This is a genomic window from Chryseolinea soli (assembly GCF_003589925.1).
In the GTDB taxonomy this organism is placed as follows: domain Bacteria; phylum Bacteroidota; class Bacteroidia; order Cytophagales; family Cyclobacteriaceae; genus Chryseolinea; species Chryseolinea soli.
The window spans coordinates 6,240,684-6,260,751 of record NZ_CP032382.1; the positions used below are offsets into that span (position 1 = coordinate 6,240,684).

At 52.3% G+C, this 20,068-nt stretch carries 11 protein-coding genes; 1 reads left to right on the forward strand and 10 read right to left on the reverse strand.

Going from position 1 to position 20,068, the window contains the following annotated elements; translation table 11 throughout:
* Positions 1-6 precede the first annotated feature (6 nt).
* From D4L85_RS26110 to D4L85_RS26155, 10 genes are all read right to left on the reverse strand, one after another.
* Complete coding sequence (locus tag D4L85_RS26110) at positions 7-945, reverse strand: ROK family protein (RefSeq protein ID WP_119757065.1); 939 nt, start codon at positions 943-945, stop codon at positions 7-9.
* Positions 946-1,052: 107 nt separating this feature from the next.
* Complete coding sequence (locus D4L85_RS26115) at positions 1,053-2,696, reverse strand: glycerol-3-phosphate dehydrogenase/oxidase (RefSeq protein WP_119757066.1); 1,644 nt, start codon at positions 2,694-2,696, stop codon at positions 1,053-1,055.
* A 22-nt stretch (positions 2,697-2,718) separates the two neighbouring features.
* A complete protein-coding gene (gene glpK / locus D4L85_RS26120) occupies positions 2,719-4,197 on the reverse strand; it encodes a glycerol kinase GlpK (RefSeq protein WP_119757067.1) in 1,479 nt (492 codons plus the stop codon).
* A gap of 11 nt (positions 4,198-4,208) precedes the next feature.
* On the reverse strand, positions 4,209-4,919 hold the full coding sequence (locus tag D4L85_RS26125; protein ID WP_119757068.1) for an MIP/aquaporin family protein: 711 nt from the start codon (positions 4,917-4,919) through the stop codon (positions 4,209-4,211).
* A gap of 380 nt (positions 4,920-5,299) precedes the next feature.
* Positions 5,300-5,794: a hypothetical protein gene (locus tag D4L85_RS26130; protein WP_119757069.1), complete on the reverse strand. Its 495-nt coding sequence runs from the start codon at positions 5,792-5,794 to the stop codon at positions 5,300-5,302.
* 86 nt (positions 5,795-5,880) lie between these two features.
* The gene (locus D4L85_RS26135; protein WP_119757070.1) at positions 5,881-7,227 is read right to left on the reverse strand and encodes a vanadium-dependent haloperoxidase; all 1,347 of its coding nucleotides are present in this window, start codon (positions 7,225-7,227) and stop codon (positions 5,881-5,883) included.
* A 77-nt stretch (positions 7,228-7,304) separates the two neighbouring features.
* Positions 7,305-10,649 (reverse strand): VCBS repeat-containing protein, encoded by a 3,345-nt coding sequence (locus D4L85_RS26140; RefSeq protein ID WP_119757071.1) that lies wholly within the window; start codon positions 10,647-10,649, stop codon positions 7,305-7,307.
* Positions 10,649-13,963, reverse strand: a complete 3,315-nt coding sequence (locus tag D4L85_RS26145) for a VCBS repeat-containing protein (protein WP_119757072.1) — start codon at positions 13,961-13,963, stop codon at positions 10,649-10,651. Before D4L85_RS26145 ends, D4L85_RS26140 begins: the two co-directional genes overlap by 1 nt.
* Before the next feature lie 92 nt (positions 13,964-14,055).
* Positions 14,056-15,570 carry a RagB/SusD family nutrient uptake outer membrane protein gene (locus tag D4L85_RS26150; protein ID WP_119757073.1) on the reverse strand — a complete coding sequence of 505 codons (1,515 nt, stop codon included), beginning with the start codon at positions 15,568-15,570 and terminating at the stop codon, positions 14,056-14,058.
* Positions 15,571-15,583: 13 nt separating this feature from the next.
* Positions 15,584-18,616 (reverse strand): SusC/RagA family TonB-linked outer membrane protein, encoded by a 3,033-nt coding sequence (locus tag D4L85_RS26155; protein ID WP_119757074.1) that lies wholly within the window; start codon positions 18,614-18,616, stop codon positions 15,584-15,586.
* A 328-nt stretch (positions 18,617-18,944) separates the two neighbouring features.
* On the opposite strand from D4L85_RS26155, the gene D4L85_RS26160 reads away from it, so the two are divergent.
* Positions 18,945-19,994, forward strand: coding sequence for a LacI family DNA-binding transcriptional regulator (locus D4L85_RS26160; protein ID WP_119757075.1), 1,050 nt, complete (start codon positions 18,945-18,947; stop codon positions 19,992-19,994).
* The last annotated feature ends 74 nt before the right edge of the window (positions 19,995-20,068 follow it).

Below are 20,068 nucleotides of genomic sequence, written 5' to 3' on the forward strand. Positions count from 1 at the left end.
AAGTAGTTAACTCACCAGGAAAGCCGCTCCGATCACCCCCGCACTGTCGCCCAGCAACGGGCGGACTACCGGCGTGTCGAGCGCATTGTTGAACACATATTTCCGGAGTGCATCCAACCCCCGGTCATACAGCAGATCGATGTTGCCCACTCCCCCGCCGATAACGATCACGTCGGGGTCGAGTATGTTCACGATCACGCTAAGTGCTTTTCCATAAAATTCTACCAGCCGCAACATGGTCTTTTGTGCGGTGGGGTCCACTTTCGATTCTGCCAGGGCCACAATGTCTTTGAGGGGCTTTTTGTTACCGGTTTCGTCGAAATAATATTTTTCGAGCGCGGGTCCCGCAATCACTTTCTCCACGCAGCCGGTCTTGCCGCAGTAGCACGGCCCACCCGATTCGTCCAGGAAGTTGTGGCCCCATTCGCCGGCGATGCCCTGCAGGCCGATAATGGGTCTGCCGTCGATGACAATGCCGCCGCCGACGCCGGTGCCCATGATCACCCCGAAGACTACGCGCGCGTCGGGAAATTGTTCTTTCACCACCCCATAGCGGGCTTCGGCCAGGGCAAAGCAATCGGCGTCGTTGGCCATTTCTATGGGGAGGCCCAGCAGCTTTTCGAGGTCGGTTTTCATGGGGCGGCCGTTCATGGCCGTGGTGTTGCAATTCTTCATCACCCCCCGTTTGGGATCGAGGGTGCCCGGGGTGCCAAAGCCGATGCGGGCGGGCGTGAAGTTGGCTTCGGTCTTCATTTTGTCGATCAGTTTCTTGGCCTGGCCCAGCATGTGTTCATAACCCTTGTCGGATTCCGTGGGCACCCGGTCGCGGTAGAGCACCTCCGGATCTTTCGCTGATTTCAAAATGACACCTTCGATCTTGGTGCCTCCCATATCTATTCCCCAGAGACTGTTTTCATCTCCAATGCGCGTGCTGGTCTTTGTCATGCAACCCCGATTACAATCGTTATTCCCCCGTAATTTAAGAGTCTAATCGGAAAAACTATCGCCGGGCAGATCTTAAATTTAAGATGAGGTTTTCGTCGTGTTTGGGGTTAGTGAAAGCTTTTCAGCGACGCGATGAATTCGTCGAGTTGATCCAATTGTTCCGCCAGGAGGATGTCGTCCCATTTGAAATAGACCTGGCATTCGCGGGCGATGGTTTCTTTCCATTGGAGCACACGGCCGAGGTCGAAATACGTGAGGCCCGTGCGGCGGATGAGGAAGTCGCTCAAGGTGCACACCATCTCGAAATGAAGGCAGTGCCACAATTCCGCCTTCAACAAGGCCAGGTCAGCCGCCTGGCTGGTCGCCTGGCTCTCGAAGCGCTTGAAGATCGTATCGGCCTGCTGGCCGTAATTCTCCACCAGGTAGGCCGCCGTGTGGGGTGGTAATTTATGCGGGGCAAGTTTGCGCTGCAGGTCGCGCACAAAATCGCGCACCTGCCGCACGCCCGAAAAACTGTGTTCCGACAAGCGGAGCGTCTGGGTCTGACATGGCTTGAGCTTTCGATCTTCGAAATTATTTTTGATGACCAGGTTCACCACCCGCTCGGCCATTTTCCGGTAGCCGGTAAGTTTACCCCCTGCTATAGAGATCAGGCCCGTCGGCGACTCGAAGATCTCGTCTTTCCGCGAGAGCTCGGAGGCCGACTTTCCATCCTCATGGATCAATGGCCTCAACCCAGCCCAACTGGATTCGATATCGGCGACCGATAGGCCTACCGATGGGAAGGTGGCGTTCACCCCCTGGACCAGATAGGTGGCATCCTCCGGGGTGGCCGTCACGTGGTCTTTGTCGCCGTCGTAGTTGGTGTCGGTCGTTCCCACGTAGGTGATTCGCCCCCGTGGAATGGCAAAGATCATCCGGCCGTCGTCCACGTCGAAATAGATGGCTTGCTTCACGGGCAACTTGTCATGGGGCAGCACAATGTGGACGCCCTTGGTCAGGTGCAAGCGTTTTCCGGTTTTGGATTTGTTGATCTCCCGCAACTCATCAACCCACGGCCCCGCAGCGCTGACCACCGTTTTGGCCTGTATAGAAAATGTTTCTCCCGACAATCCATCCTTCACCCTCACCCCCGACACCTGGTCATCGGTATAGATAAAATCCATCACGCGGGCATAGTTCAAGATCACCGCCCCATGGTTGACCGCCGTTTTGATGATCTCCATGGTGAGACGCGCATCGTCGGTTCTGTATTCGGCATAGATCGCCCCGCCTTTGATGTCATCTTTCTTCAGCAGGGGTTCGTAGCGCAGAGTTTGGGCCTTCGTGAGCATTTTGCGCCGGTCTTCGGCTTTCACACCGGCCAACAGGTCATATACCTTCAAGCCGATGGATGTGAGCCAATAGCCCAACCCTTTTTTTTCCGACAAGGGCAGCAGCATTTTCTCCGGCACCACGAGGTGCGGTGCCAGGTTGTGTACCACAGCCCGCTCGCTGCCTACCTCCTTCACCAACCCAAATTCGAGTTGCTTCAGGTAGCGCAACCCGCCGTGGATGAGTTTGGTTGAACGGCTGCTGGTGCCATAGGCAAAATCCACCTTCTCCACCAACGCAGCCTTCAACCCGCGAGAAGCCGCATCCAGGGCAATGCCAGCGCCCGTGATGCCTCCGCCGATGATGACGATGTCGAATGGATTGCCCGTAAGTTGTTTGATGAGGACAGGCCGGTCGTGATATGAGAAAGGGGTCATGAATGAATTTTGTTTTTAAGCCTTAATCTTCCCAGCCTTTTGTGCGCTCTACGGCCTTGCGCCAGCCTTTGTACAGTTTGGCGCGTGTAGCCTGATCCATCGCGGGTTCGAAACGCTTTTGGATCTTGCGGTTGGACACAATGCTTTCCTTTTTCCATAGCCCCACCTCGATTCCGGCCAGATATGCCGCGCCCAGCGCCGTGGACTCAATGATCTCCGGCCGTTCCACAGGCGTGCCCAGGATGTCGGCCTGGAACTGCATGAGCACGTTGTTGGCACAGGCCCCGCCGTCCACTTTCAGGCTGGCCAGGGCCATGCCAGCGTCTTCCTCCATGGCGTTCAGGATGTCCTTGGTCTGGTAGGCCATCGACTCCAGGGTGGCCTTGATGATATGATCCTTACCCGTATCGCGGGTGAGCCCGAAGATGGCGCCACGGGCATACATGTCCCAATAGGGCGCTCCCAATCCCGCGAAGGCGGGAACAACATACACCTCGTTGGAGCCCAACGCCTTCGTGGCAAAATATTCTGTGTCTTTACTTTGGTCGATCAGGTGAAGGCTGTCGCGCAACCACTGCACGGCAGCACCGGCGATGAACACGCTACCTTCCAGCGCGTATTCAACTTTGCCACCCAGACCCCAGGCGATCGTGGTGATGAGCCCGTTCTTGGAGAGCTGGATGTTGGTGCCGGTGTTCATCAGCATGAAGCAACCCGTGCCGTAGGTGTTCTTGGCCATGGCCGGCTCAAAGCACGCTTGGCCAAACAACGCCGCCTGCTGGTCGCCGGCAACACCCGCCAGCGGAATGTCCACACCCTGGTAACTCCAGTTTCCAAAATGGAACGACGATGGTTTCACTTCCGGGAGAATGGCTTCGGGAATGTCGAGTTCTGCCAGCAGGGTTTTATCCCACGTCAGCGTGTTGATGTCGAACAGCATGGTACGCGAGGCGTTGGAGTAGTCCGTGGCGTGCACTTTGCGGTTGGTGAGATTCCAGAGCAGCCAGGTATCTACCGTCCCGAAAGCCACATCGCCTTTGCGGGCGCGCTCGCGGGCGCCGGGCACGGTATCGAGGATCCATTTGATCTTTGTGGCGGAGAAGTAAGAATCGATCACCAGACCGGTGTGGTGCCGTACGTGGCTATCGAGACCCTTCTTTTTTAGTTCTTCGCAGATTGGCGCCGTGCGCTTGTCCTGCCAGACAATGGCGTTGTACAACGGTTCGCCTGTATGGCGGTCCCACAACAAGGTGGTTTCGCGTTGGTTGGTGATGCCGATGGCCGCAATGTCGCGGGGATCGAGGCTATGCTTTTGGACAAGTTTCTCCAGCACCAGCCGTTGCGTGTTCAGGATCTCGCCTGGATCGTGCTCTACCCAGCCCGGTTGTGGGAAGATCTGGCGGAATTCCATTTGTACAATGCCTTTGATATCGGCCCGTTCGTCGAAGAGCACGGCCCGCGAACTGGTCGTTCCCTGATCGAGCGCAATGATGTATTTCATGAAGAAAGGTGTTAAATAACAAACAATGCTTTGAAGCACCACGCCCCCAGGATGCCCCCAATGATCGGTCCGATGACGGGGATCCAACTGTAGGACCAATCGGACGAGCCTTTGCCTGGGATGGGCAATATGAAGTGCACCAGCCGTGGCGCGAGGTCGCGGGCAGGGTTGATGGCAAAACCCGTGGTCCCTCCTAAACTAAGACCAATGGAGATGATGACGCTGCCCACGATCAACGGATTGAGCCCATCGGCAAACTCGTTGGCGCCGATGAAAAGAATGGCCAGCACCAACACGAAGGTGGCGATGATCTCGCTCAACAGGTTGGCGGGTGTGGAGCGTATGGCCGGGGCGGTGCAGAACACGGCAAGCTTCTTGGCGGCGCTATCGGTCCGGCCCCAATGTGGTAAGTACGCCAGCCATACCAAAATAGCACCTACAAAGGCTCCGGCAAACTGCGCAATGATGTAGCCAGCCACTTGTTCTTTTGGAAAGTCGGCCATGAGAAACAGGGCCAGCGTGATGGCTGGATTGAGATGGGCATTGCTGATGCGGCCCACGGCATAGACGGCCAACGTCACCGCCAGACCCCAGGCCACGACGATGGTGAGCCATCCGTCGTTCTCGGATTTCGTTCCCTTCAAAACAGCTCCTGCCACAGCGCCTTCGCCGAGCAGAATAAGGATCATGGTGCCAAAAAATTCGGCGAGGTAAACACTCATAAGAATAGGTTTGGTTCAGTCATGGTACGCAGCATTTCTGATCCGTTCATAGAAGAGAATGCTTTGGTTTTTAAGTTGACGAAGATAAGGAATGAGGCAGGATTTTTCAGGAAGTGGTTTTATTAATTTCCTGAAGGCGTTGCGGTGCGAACCGCTGCTGCGGAGTATGATTTCGCATTAAAATATCAAAGCAAAATGCGTGTTCGCTCGCGTGGAACGTGAAGGCGCACAAAAATGGAGCGTGACAGATTTGTCCGTCAGGGTGTTACGAAGATAATACGTCCTCGAAATCTTGGTAGCGACTTCCAGAGATGACCCATGGTAACGCGGCATTCCGCGCGACAAAAAAAATGTTTTGAATTGAAGGAGGCGCTTTCGAGCTACCGCAACTGGTTGATCTTTTCGTTGACTTCTTCGATAAAGTCGTGGAGATATTCCGGTGTTTCGCGGTTATTGTTGTCGATGTACCAGAATCGTTTGCCGTCCGCTGAATTTATTTCGATGTAAGTACCCCCACCGTCGGCGCAATCCGGACAGCCGATGGTAGTCGATGATTCGGAGAGAAGTTCCTGGGGAATTTTATTGACGAGGTCTTTTACCAATTGATATTTTTCATCACTCAAGGCTTCATAATCTCCCTCATGCGGGGTGCCGTTCTTGGGATATTGGTCTTTTTTATCTTCATAGAGCTTGCCATTGCGAACCAGAAAAAATGCAACGCAATTTTCTCCCTGGCACATGCCGTAGAAGCTTCCAAAACTGAAATAGGCATCTGAGGCCGAGAGCAGGTCTCTCCCGTGTTTATCGTCGTTATCGTGGCATGCGCCGAAGGTGAGGGCAGCAAGGGCTAAGAGGGAAATGCGGAGGAGTTTCATGGTGTTCCGGTGTTGTTTTTTTATTAGACACCGGAATGTTTTGGAAGGTTGGAAGGGGGTAGTGTTAAGAAATCTTTAAGAGGTTGCTAATGGTTTTGGGCGACGTCTTCCTTGCGCGTTTTTATTTTTTGCGCGATGAATTCGCCTACCTGGTGGCCTTGCTTCAGTCCGTTTTCGCAGGCGGGGCGATAGTGGATGCCGCCATACATACGGCTGATCGCGGCCTCGCTACAGGCCGCTTCAAACGACTTGAAGCTGCGTACGGACAGACCGAATTCAACTTCCGTGGAATCGGTGAAGGCAAAGTTGTCGCCAAACAATTTGGTGAGCGCAACGGCCGATGCGCCGGAAATCACGCTATGGCCACTGGTATGCTCCGGGAATGGCGGTGTTTGCAACAGGGGCACCCATTCCTCGTCGATATATTGATTGATGTAGGTCTCGGGACGCACGAGCGTGCTTCTGTATTTTTCATCCCAGCAAGAAATAAACCCGTCCACCAACGAGATGGCCACCCGCGCATAGGCCTCGGCCGACCGCGGGAAGTCTGCTTTGGCACCCAGGCATGCCACGTGGGTGATGTTCATCCAATGGCCGCCGGGAGAGATCTTTTTGGTAGCAAACATCACGTGTCCTTTCACATTCATGACAAAGGGGTTGCAATCCCAAAAGGATGCGATCTGCCGTTGCTCCGGGGTGAGGTTCACGCCCATGTCGTGGACTTCCATGGCTTCCTTATAGAACTGGCTTTTCTTATCGATCGAGAATATCGTGTGTGAACTGGGTCTGAATTGCGATGCGGAATCTATCGCAAAGGTCCTGATCTTGCTCCAGTGGGGCTCCACGGCATCCATGTAGGCCGGTGGTGTGGGTTTCCACGTGCCGGGGTCGTCCTGGATGGAGTATTTGGGGAACGACCGGCTTTGTTTGTAGTTGTCTTTCGACGACCATTTGATGATGTGCTCGGCCACTTCGGTGCCATAGGCAAGGGAGCGCTCGAACACGTCGTCGGGCATGCCGGTGTCTCTGAACTCCTGCATGACGTGATTGTAGAACACATCCATTTTATCTTCCGAAAAGACCAGGGCCCGTCCCACTTTCAGCATGGCTTGCACCGACGCCAGAGGGAAACAATATTCCTGGCCGGCTTGGGGTTGCGGCACTTCCGTGAGGCCATGCAACTGGCCTGCAAAGCTGACGTATTTTTTATCCTGGTGAATGGCCGCTTCATAGCCGGCCACGCTCATGTAGGTGTAGATGCGCGATGCTACCGGCGGCGAGAAAATGTCGTGTACGATAATGTCGGTTACCTGCTTGACAGACCGGTGCAAAAATTCAGGATTCTGAGCTTGCGTTTTCCAGTCGGCGTTGTTCTTCGAGCAGGAGAAAAGTAAAAGGGACAGGCATAAACCTTTCCACAAAAAAGTCTTCATGGGTCGCGGGTATGATTCTCTTCAAAGGTATCAGATGACGGCAACAAAAAAAAGGCCCGGCGCCGACAACCTTTTCGTCATTTCTTTAGCGCAAAAGACACCACCGAATCATTGTTGCGGAAGCCCACATAGTGCACGCGCCCGGCCAGGGTGATGGGTTCGAGTCTGCGGATTTCCCCCTTCAAACAAGCACCCGAATCCTTGTTGGCCATGGCCTTGAAATGCCCTTTGCCATCGCCCACCAGCAACGTGCCATAACTGGCATCGTAGCGCCCCATCTGGATGTTGATGGGATAAAAATTGCCGGCGACAAAAACATCGGTGTGGCCGTCGTGGTTGAAGTCTTCCAGGATCATGACGTTCACGGTCGAGAACTGCACCACCGGGGGCAGCGGGCGCACCTCGAATTTTCCGTTGCCTTTATTTTCGATATAAGCGCTTTCAAACGTGAAGGCCTCAAAGACCTTTGCCTTTTTCAGGGTCTCCTCGTCAAAAACATCCTTGAATGTGGCGGAGGCGAATTTGTTGGCCGAAAGAAATTTCTTTTTGAGGATGGGCATCTGCTTCACCATCTCGTCGCGCGTGTAGAAAGGGTATTCTTTTCCCTGCGTGAAATGCGTGAGCACCTGCTCGAAGCTGCCGTTGTTGTCGAAATCCGAGTAATACATTTTCACGGGTTCGGTCAGGGAGGCTTTGAGTGTTGAATTGAGGCCCAGGTTGCCCGCCACAAGATCCAGGTCGCCGTCTTTGTCGAGGTCGCCCAGCGCGATGTGGTTCCACCAGCCGTTGGTTTTTTCCAGGCCCGAGCCCTCCAAAGGAAGTGGCGCCAGTTTTCCGTTGGTGTTGACGAGAATGGTGATGGGTTTCCATTCCGCAGCCAGGATCAAATCTTCGTCTTTGTCGTTGTCGATATCGGCCCAGACCGATTGTTTGATAAAACCAAACTGCTCCAATATCGGCGCTGCGCTTTTGGTGACGTCGGTGAAATTTCCCTTGCCATCGTTCTGCAGCAAATAGTTTTTCGGTTCTTCACCATACTTGTAGGGAATGGTGCGCACAGCGATGAAAATGTCCGCGTCGCCATCCTTGTCGAAATCGCTGACGCTCACCGAAGATCCGGTGATCATCATTTCCGGGAGCCCTTTGGCCGAAGTGAAATTTCCTTTGCCGTCATTGGTATAGAGCTTGGGCTGGCGATGGATGGAGTTTCCGGTAAATTCATTTCCGCCCGTGACGACGATCAGATCTTTATCGCCATCGCCATCCACATCGACGAATGCTGCATCGACATTTTCCTGAATGCTGTCCTGCTCAAATGAACGCTGAAAAGAGTTGGTGAACTTTCCATTTTTGTTTTGTACAAACAACCGGGACGTCTGCCATTTTCCACCCCCCACAAACACGTCATCCAACCCATCGTTGTTCACATCCCCTATCGCCGCACCGGGCCCTTCCTCCGACAGCATGTGGGGCAGCAACGCTTCGCGTGTAAACTCCACGAACTTGTTTTCGCGGTGCGTAAAGTTGATGCCGAGTGCTGCCGTAGTTTCTTCAAAGATGGGCTTTGCCCGATGGAAGCGGCCGTAGTCAAATTTCCCGCTACTCTTGGATTGATCCAATTCCAGCTGCTGATCGACGGCCACCTGCTTCAATACTTCAAAGGCATCGTTGGGCCAGACGACCAACACGGAGTCGATGGTCTTGTCGTTGCCGGTCCCAAAGATCAATCGGGTATCCACCGCGCTTTGGTAGCCGCGCACGGGTGTACATTCCTGCACTTGCACCTGGCCCCCGTTGTAGAGAAATACTTTTGTGCCCAGGCCGTAGAGGTTCCCCGAGACACCTTTCAATTTCACACCCAGGTAATGGCTGGACTGAGATCCCGGTTCCTTGCTGCGGAAAAGGTTCTCCATCACGAAAGCCTCGTCTTCCACGTTGTTGGTCACCAGGTCCAGGTCGCCGTCGTTGTCCAGGTCGGCATAGGCTGCTCCATGAGAATACGAAATCTTGTCGAGGCCCCATTCCGGCGCTTTGTTGGTGAACGTGGAGTCGCCGTTGTTGTGGTAGAGGTAGTTGGCCAATTTGATCTTTGGCATTTTTTCGATCAGCTTCAAATGCTCCTCGTCCATCTTGTACCGTATGCCTTCCTGTATGGAATCCGTGGTGATGAAGTTTATGTAGTCCAGGTCGTTGGACCGGCGCAAGATGCCGTTGGAGATGAAGATGTCTTTCTTTCCATCGAGGTCGAAGTCGGCAAACAAAGTTGACCAGCTCCAGTCGGTGTTGGAGACGCCGGCGTACAACGCTATTTCGCTGAACGTGCCGTCCTGGTTGTTGAGTTGGAGCGCGTTGCGGGTGTATTGGTAGTTGTAGCCATAACGCAACTTGAAGTCGAACAGGTCATAGGCATCTTCGGCGGCAGAAGCTTTCAGGATGAAAGGGTCTTCCGGGAGCATGTCCATCGCAGCCAGGTCGGGGAAAGCGTCGTTGTTGAAATCTGCAAAGTCGACACCCATCGTATAGCGACTGGTGTGGTTCATGCTTTTGTCCAACACTTCGGCGAAGGCGCCGTTCTTTTGATTGATGTAGAGATAGTCGTTCTCGTGAAAATCGTTGCCCACATAAACATCCGGCCAACCGTCGAGATTGATGTCGCTCACCACCACGCCCAGTCCGTAGCCGATGGCGTTATCGAGAATGCCCGAACCTTTGGTGACATCGATGAAATGCCCGTCGTCGTTGCGCATGAGCTTGTCGCCGGCGAGTGGATGCGAAAGGAAGCGCAGATTCTTGGACGTGCCAAAGGTCCCGTTTTCATGGAGGGAATGGTTGAGCATGAACATGTCGAGGTCGCCATCGCGATCATAGTCAAAAAAGGACGCCTGCGTGGCAAAGCCCACCAGATCCAAACCATACTCCATGGCCCGGTCCGTAAATTTCGGAACGCCGTTCTCGTCGTTGCCCTCGTTGATGAAGAGTTGGTTTTTGCCTTTGAAAATGAGATAGTCTCCCAAATAGCCGACATAAATATCCAGGCGGCCGTCGTTGTTCACATCGGCCATCGTCACGCCTGTAGTCCAGCCGTTGAATCCGGCCACACCGGCCGCATCCGTCACGTCTTTGAACTTGAGATCGCCCTGGTTGAGGTAAAGTTTATCGGGATCCTGGTTGGCTGTGAAATACAAGTCGACCAATCCATCGCCATTCACATCCCCCACCGCTACACCTCCCCCATTGTAAAAATACATATAGTTGAAAATGTTGAACTCCACAGTTTCCTTCAACACGTTGCGAAAGGTGATTCCCGATTCCGAGGAAGGCACAAATCTGAATCCCTTGCCTCCTCCCGTCTTGTCCGAACAAGCCGACAAGCCGAATACCACCAGGACCAAAAAAATATAACGTAAACGTATGCTCAGCATCACTTCGTAGCTTTATAGAATTTTATTGAATCATTGTTCCGGACAAACGCGACCACCTCTCCTGCTTTTGTTTTGAGACGCGTGATGTGCCGCACCTGTCCTTCCAGTTTAATACCCGATTGCTGCGATTTCAGCGGCGTGAAATTTCCCGTTCCATCGCCAACCAAAACCAACCCGTGCAGGGCGTCATAGCGTCCCACCTCCGGTTTCACCGAAAACAAATTGCCGCCCACCACCAGGTCGGGTTTGTTGTCGTGGTTCACGTCGGCAACGTCGATGGCAAACACGGGCGAGAACTGGGCTTGTACGGGAAGCGACTTGCGCACAAATCCTTTCGCGCCTTCGTTCATCAGCACCAGCGTATTGGGTTCATAGAAATTAAGCTTTGTCGCCTTCGCCAGCAGCGCCGGGTCAAAAATGTCGGCGATCGATTTTTGCGCGTAATCCCTGTAATAGACAAACTTCTTTTTCAGACTGCTCATCTGTTTGATCATATCCTGGCGCAACGCCGTGGGATACTCTTCTCCATCTTTGAGAAATGTGAAGATGGGTTCAATGGAACCGTTCTGATCGAAGTCGTTCACGTAAAGCGAAATGGGATGATCTGTGGTCGGCTTGAATTTGGAATTGCGGCCGAGGTTGCCCAGCACAAAGTCGGTATCGCCATCGCCATCCAGATCCGACGCGGTGATGCTGTTCCACCAGCCCTCGGTTTTTTCGAGACCGGGGATGTTTTCCACGCGGGTCAGCTTTTTGCCGTCGTTTTTATAAAGGGTGACGGGCATCCAATCGCCGACCACCATCAGGTCGGGGAACGTGTCGTGATCGTAGTCAAACCATTCGGCGGCGGTCACCATGCCGGCGTGTTTCAGCTGTGGGGCCAGGGTGGCTGTGGCGTCGGTGAAATTTCCTTTCCCGTCGTTCAGCAAAAGAAATTGATCACACGGTAAACCGTAGTAGGACGGCAACATGCGCGTGCCGACAAACAAGTCCAGGTCACCGTCGTGATCGATGTCTGCGGGGCGGACACAACTTCCGGCCTGGTAGATCGTCGGCATTCTCTTCTCGGTTTTCACGAATTCGGGACGGCCGTTTCTCATGCCCTTATTCTCATAAAGCCTGTCCAACAAAGGAATGCCCAGCGAGGCACGCTCCGAGCCGCCGGTAACGACATACAGATCCAGATCTTTGTCGCCATCAAAATCGAAGAACACCGCGTCGGTGTCGTCGGCCAACGAATCGGCAAGAAATAGTTCGGGCTGAAGTTTGCTGAATTTCCCGGAGGCTTGCTGCAGGTAAAGCGCCCCCCCGTGGCCGGCAGAACCACCGAGGAAGAAATCATCCAAATGGTCGTTGTTCAAATCGGTCTTGGCAAACGCCGGGCCTTCCGTGGACAACATGTGGTATAATAAACGGTCCCTGTCGAACTCGTTGAAATCATTTTCTTCGTGTGAAATAACATCGCCATTCGCCAGCTCCGAAAACAGCGCACGCTCAGGCTTGGGCGCTTTTGCTTTTACGGATTTCGCTTGCGCGTGATCGAGTAACAGCTTCTGATTGGTCGGCACATTCTTCAGAACTTCCACTTTATCATCCGGCCACTCCACCACCAGGCTATCGACGGACGTGCTGTTGCCCGTGCCGATCACCATCGTGTAGTCCATGCTGGATTGAAACCCGCGAATCGGCATGTTCTCATAGTAAAGCAACTCGCCTTTTATGTAAGCGTGCACCTTTGCGCCTAGCCCAAACGTGTTTTTATCAAAACCTTTGAACGCGAGCCGCAGCGAAGTATTTTTCAGCAACGTGTCGGCGCGGTTTTGGAAAAAGAAAAGCTCCTGGTTCACGTTGTTCACGATCAGGTCGAGGTCGCCGTCATTGTCCAGGTCGCCGTAGGCCGCACCGTTGGAGAACCCCGGCTCATCCAAACCCCACGCCTTCGACTCGTTTTTGAATTCGAAATCTTTTGTGGGTACAAGCATGTAGTTGCTCATTTTTTGAGACGGCATCTTATCGACAAATTCCTTGAAGTCCACCTTCTTGCCTTCAATGGCCGACCGCATGTTCTCGCTGCTGCCCAGGAACTCCACAAAGTCCTGGTTGATCAGGTCCTTGTAGATGCCGTTGCAAACGAATATCTCTTTGTGAGCGTCATTGTTGAAATCGGAAATCAACGCACCCCAACTCCAATCCGTAGCGGATACACCGGCCAATTGACCGATCTCGCTAAACGAGCCGTCGCTGTTGTTCAGTTGCAGCATGTTGCGCATAAACTGATGGTAGTAGCCGTTCCTGAGACGCAATTGATAGACGTCGTACGTCTCAAAGGCCACGAGTGTTTTCAACCGGTAGTCTTCCTCGGGGAGCATGTCGGTAGAAAAGATGTCGGGGCAACCGTCGTTGTTGATGTCCGCCAGGTCGGCGCCCATGGAAAACATGCTGAGGTGACCCATGTATTTTTCAAGCTCCTCTGAGAAGGTGCCATCGTGTTTGTTGATGTAGAGGTAGTCGCGTTCGTAGAAGTCGTTGGAGATATAGAGGTCGGGCCAGTTGTCGAGATTGACGTCGCCCACGGTCACGCCCAAGCCAAAGCCGATCACGCTGCCGTAGATGCCGGCCTGTTCGCTCACGTCAGTGAACTTTCCGTTGTCGTTGCGGTAGAGTTTATGGCCTCCCAATTCGTCACGCTGGTCACGCAGGTTGCGATAGCCGAGCGTGGACACAGGGCGAAAGGAATTGTTGAGGATGTAGCAATCGAGATCACCGTCTTTGTCGTAGTCGAAAAATGCTGCGTGGGTGGTGAATCCTTTGTCGGCCAGGCCGTATTCTTCTGCTTTTTCGGTAAAGGTGAGGTCGCCGTTATTGATGAAAAGCTCGTTGCCGCGGTTGCCGCCCTTCACATCGCCGGAGTTGCTCACATAGATGTCCAACAAACCGTCGCCGTTCACGTCCGCGAGGCTCACGCCCGTGGCCCACGTCTTGGTGCCGGCCACGCCAGCCTTCTTGGTAATGTCTTCAAATTTCAGGTTGCCTTTGTTGAGGTAGAGTTTGTTTTCTCCCATGTTGGAGGTCAGGTAAACATCGGGTAGCCCGTCGTTGTTAAAGTCGCCAATGCCCACACCGCCCCCGTTGTAGAAGTTTCGGTAGCGAAAGACGTCGAGGTCTTCCTGGACAATGAGGGTATTTTCGAAGTGAATGCCCGTTTCTTCGGCGGAAAGCCGTTTGAAAAGGGTATTTTCATTCTGGGACGTCTCGCTTTTCTCCGGACCGCAAGCCCACAATGCCAGTAACATGAATAGGTAAAATCTCCGCATTCGTATCCAGGGTAATATCAATCTGAAAAGTAAAAAAAAGAAGGCAAGTAAATGAATACTTGCCTCCTGATCTTTTCAACGGCTTACTTCAATTATTTCGCCCCCCCGTAACCAGGGTTTTGGGTCAGGTTCGGGTTGGAGTCAACAGCCTGTTGAGGAACGGGGAACAGCACGCGATAATCTTCCGTGTTGTCTTTATCCTGCCAGGTTTTGCCAAATGATCCAAAGCGGACCAAGTCAACACGACGGATGCCCTCCCAGTAAAGTTCTCTACCTCTTTCGGCCAGCATATCCGCTTCGGTGACCGCACCCAATGCGGGTGCACCACGCAAGGTTCTCAATTGGTTCACCAACTCGAGCGCCGTCTTGTCACCGGTGCCGCCGCGCATAATGGCCTCAGCTTTCATCAGGAACACATCGGCGTAGCGGAGCAGGATGTACTGTCCTTTGTCTGCCGGGTGATACTTGATAACGCGGATACCTTGCTCGGTCGCTGCACCAAGGAGCGGCACTTCGGGTGTGAATGCCAAAGGCTTCTTATTACGCGAATTAATAACCTGCTCGTTCTTGTCGTTGTATTGTTGACCCACCAGAAAACCGCGAGCGATGCCAGAAAATTCTGTTCCATCGGGTGTAGGATAGCTACCTCTGCGTTTATCTGCAGGATCGAACGTTCCATAGAAGTCGGCAAGTGTTGCAAATCCGTTCCAGCCGTCGGGGTGGTTATCGTAGTGCAAGGTCATCCGGTATCTGTTTTCCGGTGTACCTGCAGCGCTCGTGAAAATGATCTCTTTCGATGCCGAAGTGCTGAAGTTTTTGAAGTATTCGGTTTCCAGCGAATAGCCGTCGGCCGTTACCGCATCGCAATACTGCACTACTTTGTCCATGTCGGCCTTGTCGAAAGTGTAGGGTCCGGCAGCATTTTCAGCCTTGTAAACTGCTTTGTTGAGGAACAAGCGGGCTAACATGGCGTTGGCGGCGGCACGGGTGCCTTTGCTGTTGGTTGCAACTGGTCCCGTGGTGGGCAGTCCTGCAATGGCCTCCGTCAAATCCTGAACGATGTGATCAAAGGCTTCCGAACGGCTCAAAACTTTCGGATTAACGTCAGAGCCTTCGGTAACTTCGCGGTAGGGAACTTGACCAAAAAGGTCCATTGCATACCACATGAAAAAGCCGCGGAGGAATTTAGCATGAGTCGCCTCGTCTGCCGAGGGAGATGAACCCAAAATCTGCGTGCATTTGAAAATCCGGTTGTGAATTTGATTCCAGGTGTTCAGGATGTATGAGTGGGTAGGGTCCCAGGTATGCTGATACAACTGGCGCCAAACACCGTTGTCGCCCCAGTCGGTACCGCGTGTAGGTGGAATCAACTCATCGGACGTGTGCTCAAAGAGTGAATAGATGTTGGCCTGATCAGTGAACGCCCCCATATCAGAACTATAGATACCTGCTAAGGTGGTCGTCGGGTTAACCGTGAGAACACCACCGGTCGATTCAACGACGGTAGAATCAAGCTCGTTGTTTTTCAAATCGGTACAAGCCGAAAATACAAGAGTAACACTAAAAACTCCAGCAAAAATTGGTTTTGAAAAAATATGTTTCTTCATAATGCTTGGCTAATTAAAATGATGCATTGACACCGAAAGTAAAAGTTCTCGCCCTTGGATACGATGTATAATCGATGTTCAAAGAAGGTATTCCATTCAGTGACTTGTTGGTATTCACTTCAGGATCCTGACCTGAGTAATCGGTGATCACAAACAGGTTTTGGCCGGTCACAAACACCCGCAGGGAAGAAACGAAGGTGTTCGCCACAGGGATGTTATACCCGAATGTAACGTTTTGCAGTCTCACAAACGAGCCCTTTTCCAGGAATCTTGTCGAAACGTCGGGAGAGTTTGCTCTGCTTTCGCCGTTTCCAGGAACGTCTGTGGTCGTATTTCTACCAGCGGCCAATGCACCGGCTGTGAAGAAGGCGTTTGCGGTGTTGTTGTAGATATAGTGTCCAAATTGACCGTTGAAGAAGATGCTCAGATCAAATTTTTTGTATTTGAAGTTGCTGGTCAAGCCGGCATTAGCTTTTGGAATAGCTGATTTTCCGACAAATTTCTGAACATCACCGCCATTGTATTTGGCGATGCCGTTTTCATCATAGCCGCCGAAATCGCGGACGAACCATGCGAATAAAGGTTGTCCTTGGGCAATCCGTTGTGCAAACGCACCCGACAACCCCTGGCCGTTAATCACACCCGTATCGATCGTGCTGTTGAAATCCTTTACCTCGTTATGGTTGAAGGCTGCGTTGGCAATCAAGGTCCAGGTGAAGTCTGTATTAGCAATCACGTTTCCTGTTAAACTGATTTCCAAACCGCGGTTGATCACGTGGGCAGGAGCATTAAGCCACAAGAATGCATCGGCAGAAGGGAACGGTTGCGCATAAGGTTTCTGGATCAGCAAGTCACTGGTGTTTTTATTGTAGTAGTCCAACGAACCGGTGATCCGATTATTGAAGAAACCAAAGTCAATACCGACGTTCAGTTGCGAAGTGCTTTCCCATTTCAACTTTGCATTGGGGAACGAAACATAATTATAGGCCCCCCCACCAATTGAATTTGATGTATTTAGCGTCCAATCCGAATAACGCTGGCGACCTTGGTAGAGGTTGTGCGGAATTTCCTGGTTACCAGTTACACCGTATCCTATGCGGGCGCTCAGGTCTGAGAACATTTCAGGAACAAAGCCTTCTTCGATCACTCTCCATTTGAACGCAGCCGAAGGGAAATAGCCGTATCTGTTGGATGGACCGAATTTCGTCGAACCATCGGCACGCAACGTAGCCGTAAAGAGGTACCGCTCCTTGATACCAAAATTGACACGTCCGTAGAAAGACTGCAGTTCATCTTTGGTCAATGAAGAGTTGATGGCCAAAGCGGCGGGTTTCGTTCCATCGATCTTGTTCGGATCGGGATATTGCTCATCGACAGCCGCCATGTTGTTGATCATTTGATCTAAGTCGCCTGTTCTGAAATGGGTGTACTGCGAATTGTTGGTGGCCTTCGAAAACGACTGATAGGAATAACCCACCACTGCATTCAAAGATGTATTGGCGAATTTCTTATCGTACGTGAAATAGTTTTCCCAAAGATTGTTGCTGATATCGATGTCACTCACGTACAAGCGGCCGTCGCCAGAGATACCCGATACCAAGAGGTCCTTGGACATGGCTTGTCTGCGCATAGACATTGACTTGTCAAAACCTACCACGGTCTTGAACTTGAGATTTTTGATAATTTCCAATTCTCCGGAAACGTTACCCAAAATGCGCATTGTGTTGGTTTTGTCGCGAGTCAGTCCCAGGATGGCTGCTGGGTTGGGCTCGTTTGTCGAAACCTGGTTATAGCTTCCATCTGCCTTGCGCACCGGCAGTGTTGGATTTGATTTCAACATGGAACCGAGCAAGTCGCCTTCAAAACCGGAGTTATCCGTAATGGGCGCACCGCTATCCTGCGTGTTGGCAGCGGTCAATTGCGTTGAGATTCTAAATCTGTCATTAATAAAGCTCTTCGTGCCGTTGAATCGGGCGGTATAGCGCTTCAGACCGGATATCTTTACAATACCCTGTTGGTCCATATAGCCTACTGAAAATCTGTAGTTGCTGCTTTTATCGCCTTGACCATAGGAAAGATTATGTTGATGGGTCACGGCTGTTCTCAGTACTTCTTTCTGCCAGTCTGTGTTCGCACCACCATCAATGGCAGACGGAGAGGCACCACCATTATAGGCCGACCAGGCCGAAAGATATTGTTCACGATCCAAGAGATCATATTTCTTCGTGACCTTTCCAACGCTAACGTTATAAGAGTAATCCAAAGTACCCTTTCCTCCAGAGCCGGATTTGGTCGTGATCAATACCACACCGTTGGCGCCGCGTGAACCGTAGATCGCCGTAGCCGACGCATCTTTCAATACGTCGATACTGGCAATGTCGTTGGGGTTAAGAAAATTGAGTGGGTTCCGGGCAGCACTCATGCCTAAGCCCGAACTGGAGGCACCGCCGCCGGCCGAAATATCATCACCTGCGAGCGGCACGCCATCGATGACGAAGAGTGGATTGTTACCGGCACGTACCGAAGAGCTACCGCGGATACGAATGTTCACGCCGGCACCAGGTTCACCACTTGCAGATGTAATTTGCACGCCAGCCGCGCGACCTTGAATCAATTGTTCGGGAGACGAAATAACCCCACCGTTAAAATCAGTAGGCTTCAAGGATACAAGAGCACCCGTCGCATCTTTCTTCTCGATCTGACCGTAACCGATAACCACCACTTCAGAAAGTGCGGTCACATCGGGTTCGATCGCTACATTCACGGTAGACTGAGCACCTACCGGAATCTCCTGGGCTTTGAAGCCAACGAACGAAAACACCAAGGTTGCATTGCTGCCGACGGTAATAGAGAATTCGCCGTCAGTATTGGTGATCGTACCGTTACTAGTCCCCTTTTCAACAACGTTCACTCCAGGCAACGAACTGCCGTCTTCCTTGGAGGTCACTTTTCCTGTCACGGTCTTGCTTTGCGACCAGGCCACCGAGGTGACCAGCACAAGCATGACCGCCAAATACCTGCTTACGCACAGATAAAATTTTGTCATACGGTTTTTGTTTGGGTTAGAAATACATTTCGAGGTTTTGAGGGGTACAAATCCTCATAAAACCACATCGTAATGTAGTAGAAAGTACATCAGAATTGATCCCAAAAACGATAGTATTTTTATCGGAATCGAAACCGCAATCGATTACGAAAAATAAAATACTCAATTTTTAATACAACAGAGGGGTAGTTTACACGGCACACGGATTCCCAAAAATGACCCCCGGCATCCCCTTATAGTCAAACTGACCACAATCGTTTGCGGAGATTCTCGAAAAATTGCGCAACGATTTGCGGTGATTGTACCCAAGTATTTTTAAACTTGCAGTATGAAGTACAATCAGGTAACTATTAAAGACATCGCCCGCGAACTGGGCATCTCTCCCTCCACAGTTTCCCGCGCGCTGAAAGATCACCCCGACATCAGCCCTCAAACCAAGAAGGCGGTCAACGAGCTGGCAGAGAAATTGAACTACCAACCCAACATCGTCGCCCTCAGCTTGCGCCAAAGCAAGACCAATACCCTGGGCGTGATCATCCCCGAACTGGTGCACTTCTTCTTCTCCACGGTGATCAGCGGCATCGAAGACGTGGCCTACAGCGCCGGCTACAACGTGATCATCACCCAGTCGAACGAATCGCTCCAACGCGAAAAGACCGATATCAAAGCCCTCTTCAATAGCCGCGTAGACGGCATGCTCATCTCCGTATCGCGCGAGACCAGTAGCTTCGAACACATTGAAAGCATCCTCGCCAAAGGCGTGCCGATGGTGTTTTTTGACCGCGTATATGAGAATGCAAACTCAAGTACAGTTATTGTGGACGACTTGAGCGGCGCGAAAGAAGCCACGCAACACCTCATCGACCAGGGTTGTACCCGCATTGCCCACCTCGAAGGCCCGCCCAACCTGGGCATCACCAAGCAACGCCTCGAAGGCTACGTGCAGGCCCTCAACGAAAACAAGATGCCCGTGCAGAAGGAGCTCATCGTCTCCTGCCCGCTCGGCACCATCGAAGAAGGCAAGATCGCGGCCGAACAGCTCCTCAAAATGCCGAACCGCCCCGACGCCATCTTCGCCACCAACGACCCGGCAGCCATGGGCGCCATGCAAGCCATCAAGGAAGCCGGCCTCAAGATTCCCCAGGACATCGCCGTGGTCGGCTTCAGCAACTGGTTCTTCAGCTCCCTGCTCGAGCCACCGTTGACTTCTGTGGACCAACCCGGTTTCGAAATGGGTCAGGAAGCTGCCAAGCTGCTCATCCGCCAGATCGAATTCAAGTCCAAGGACAACGAAGACCCGGCACCCGAAACCAAAGTGTTGAAAACGCGTCTCATTGTGCGCGATTCCTCTCTGAAAAAAGGCAAGCCAAAGAAATAAATTGTATTCTTCAGCAACATCACCCTACGCAGCGCTCCCACGCTGCGTATTTTTTTTATTCACCGGAATCGTTT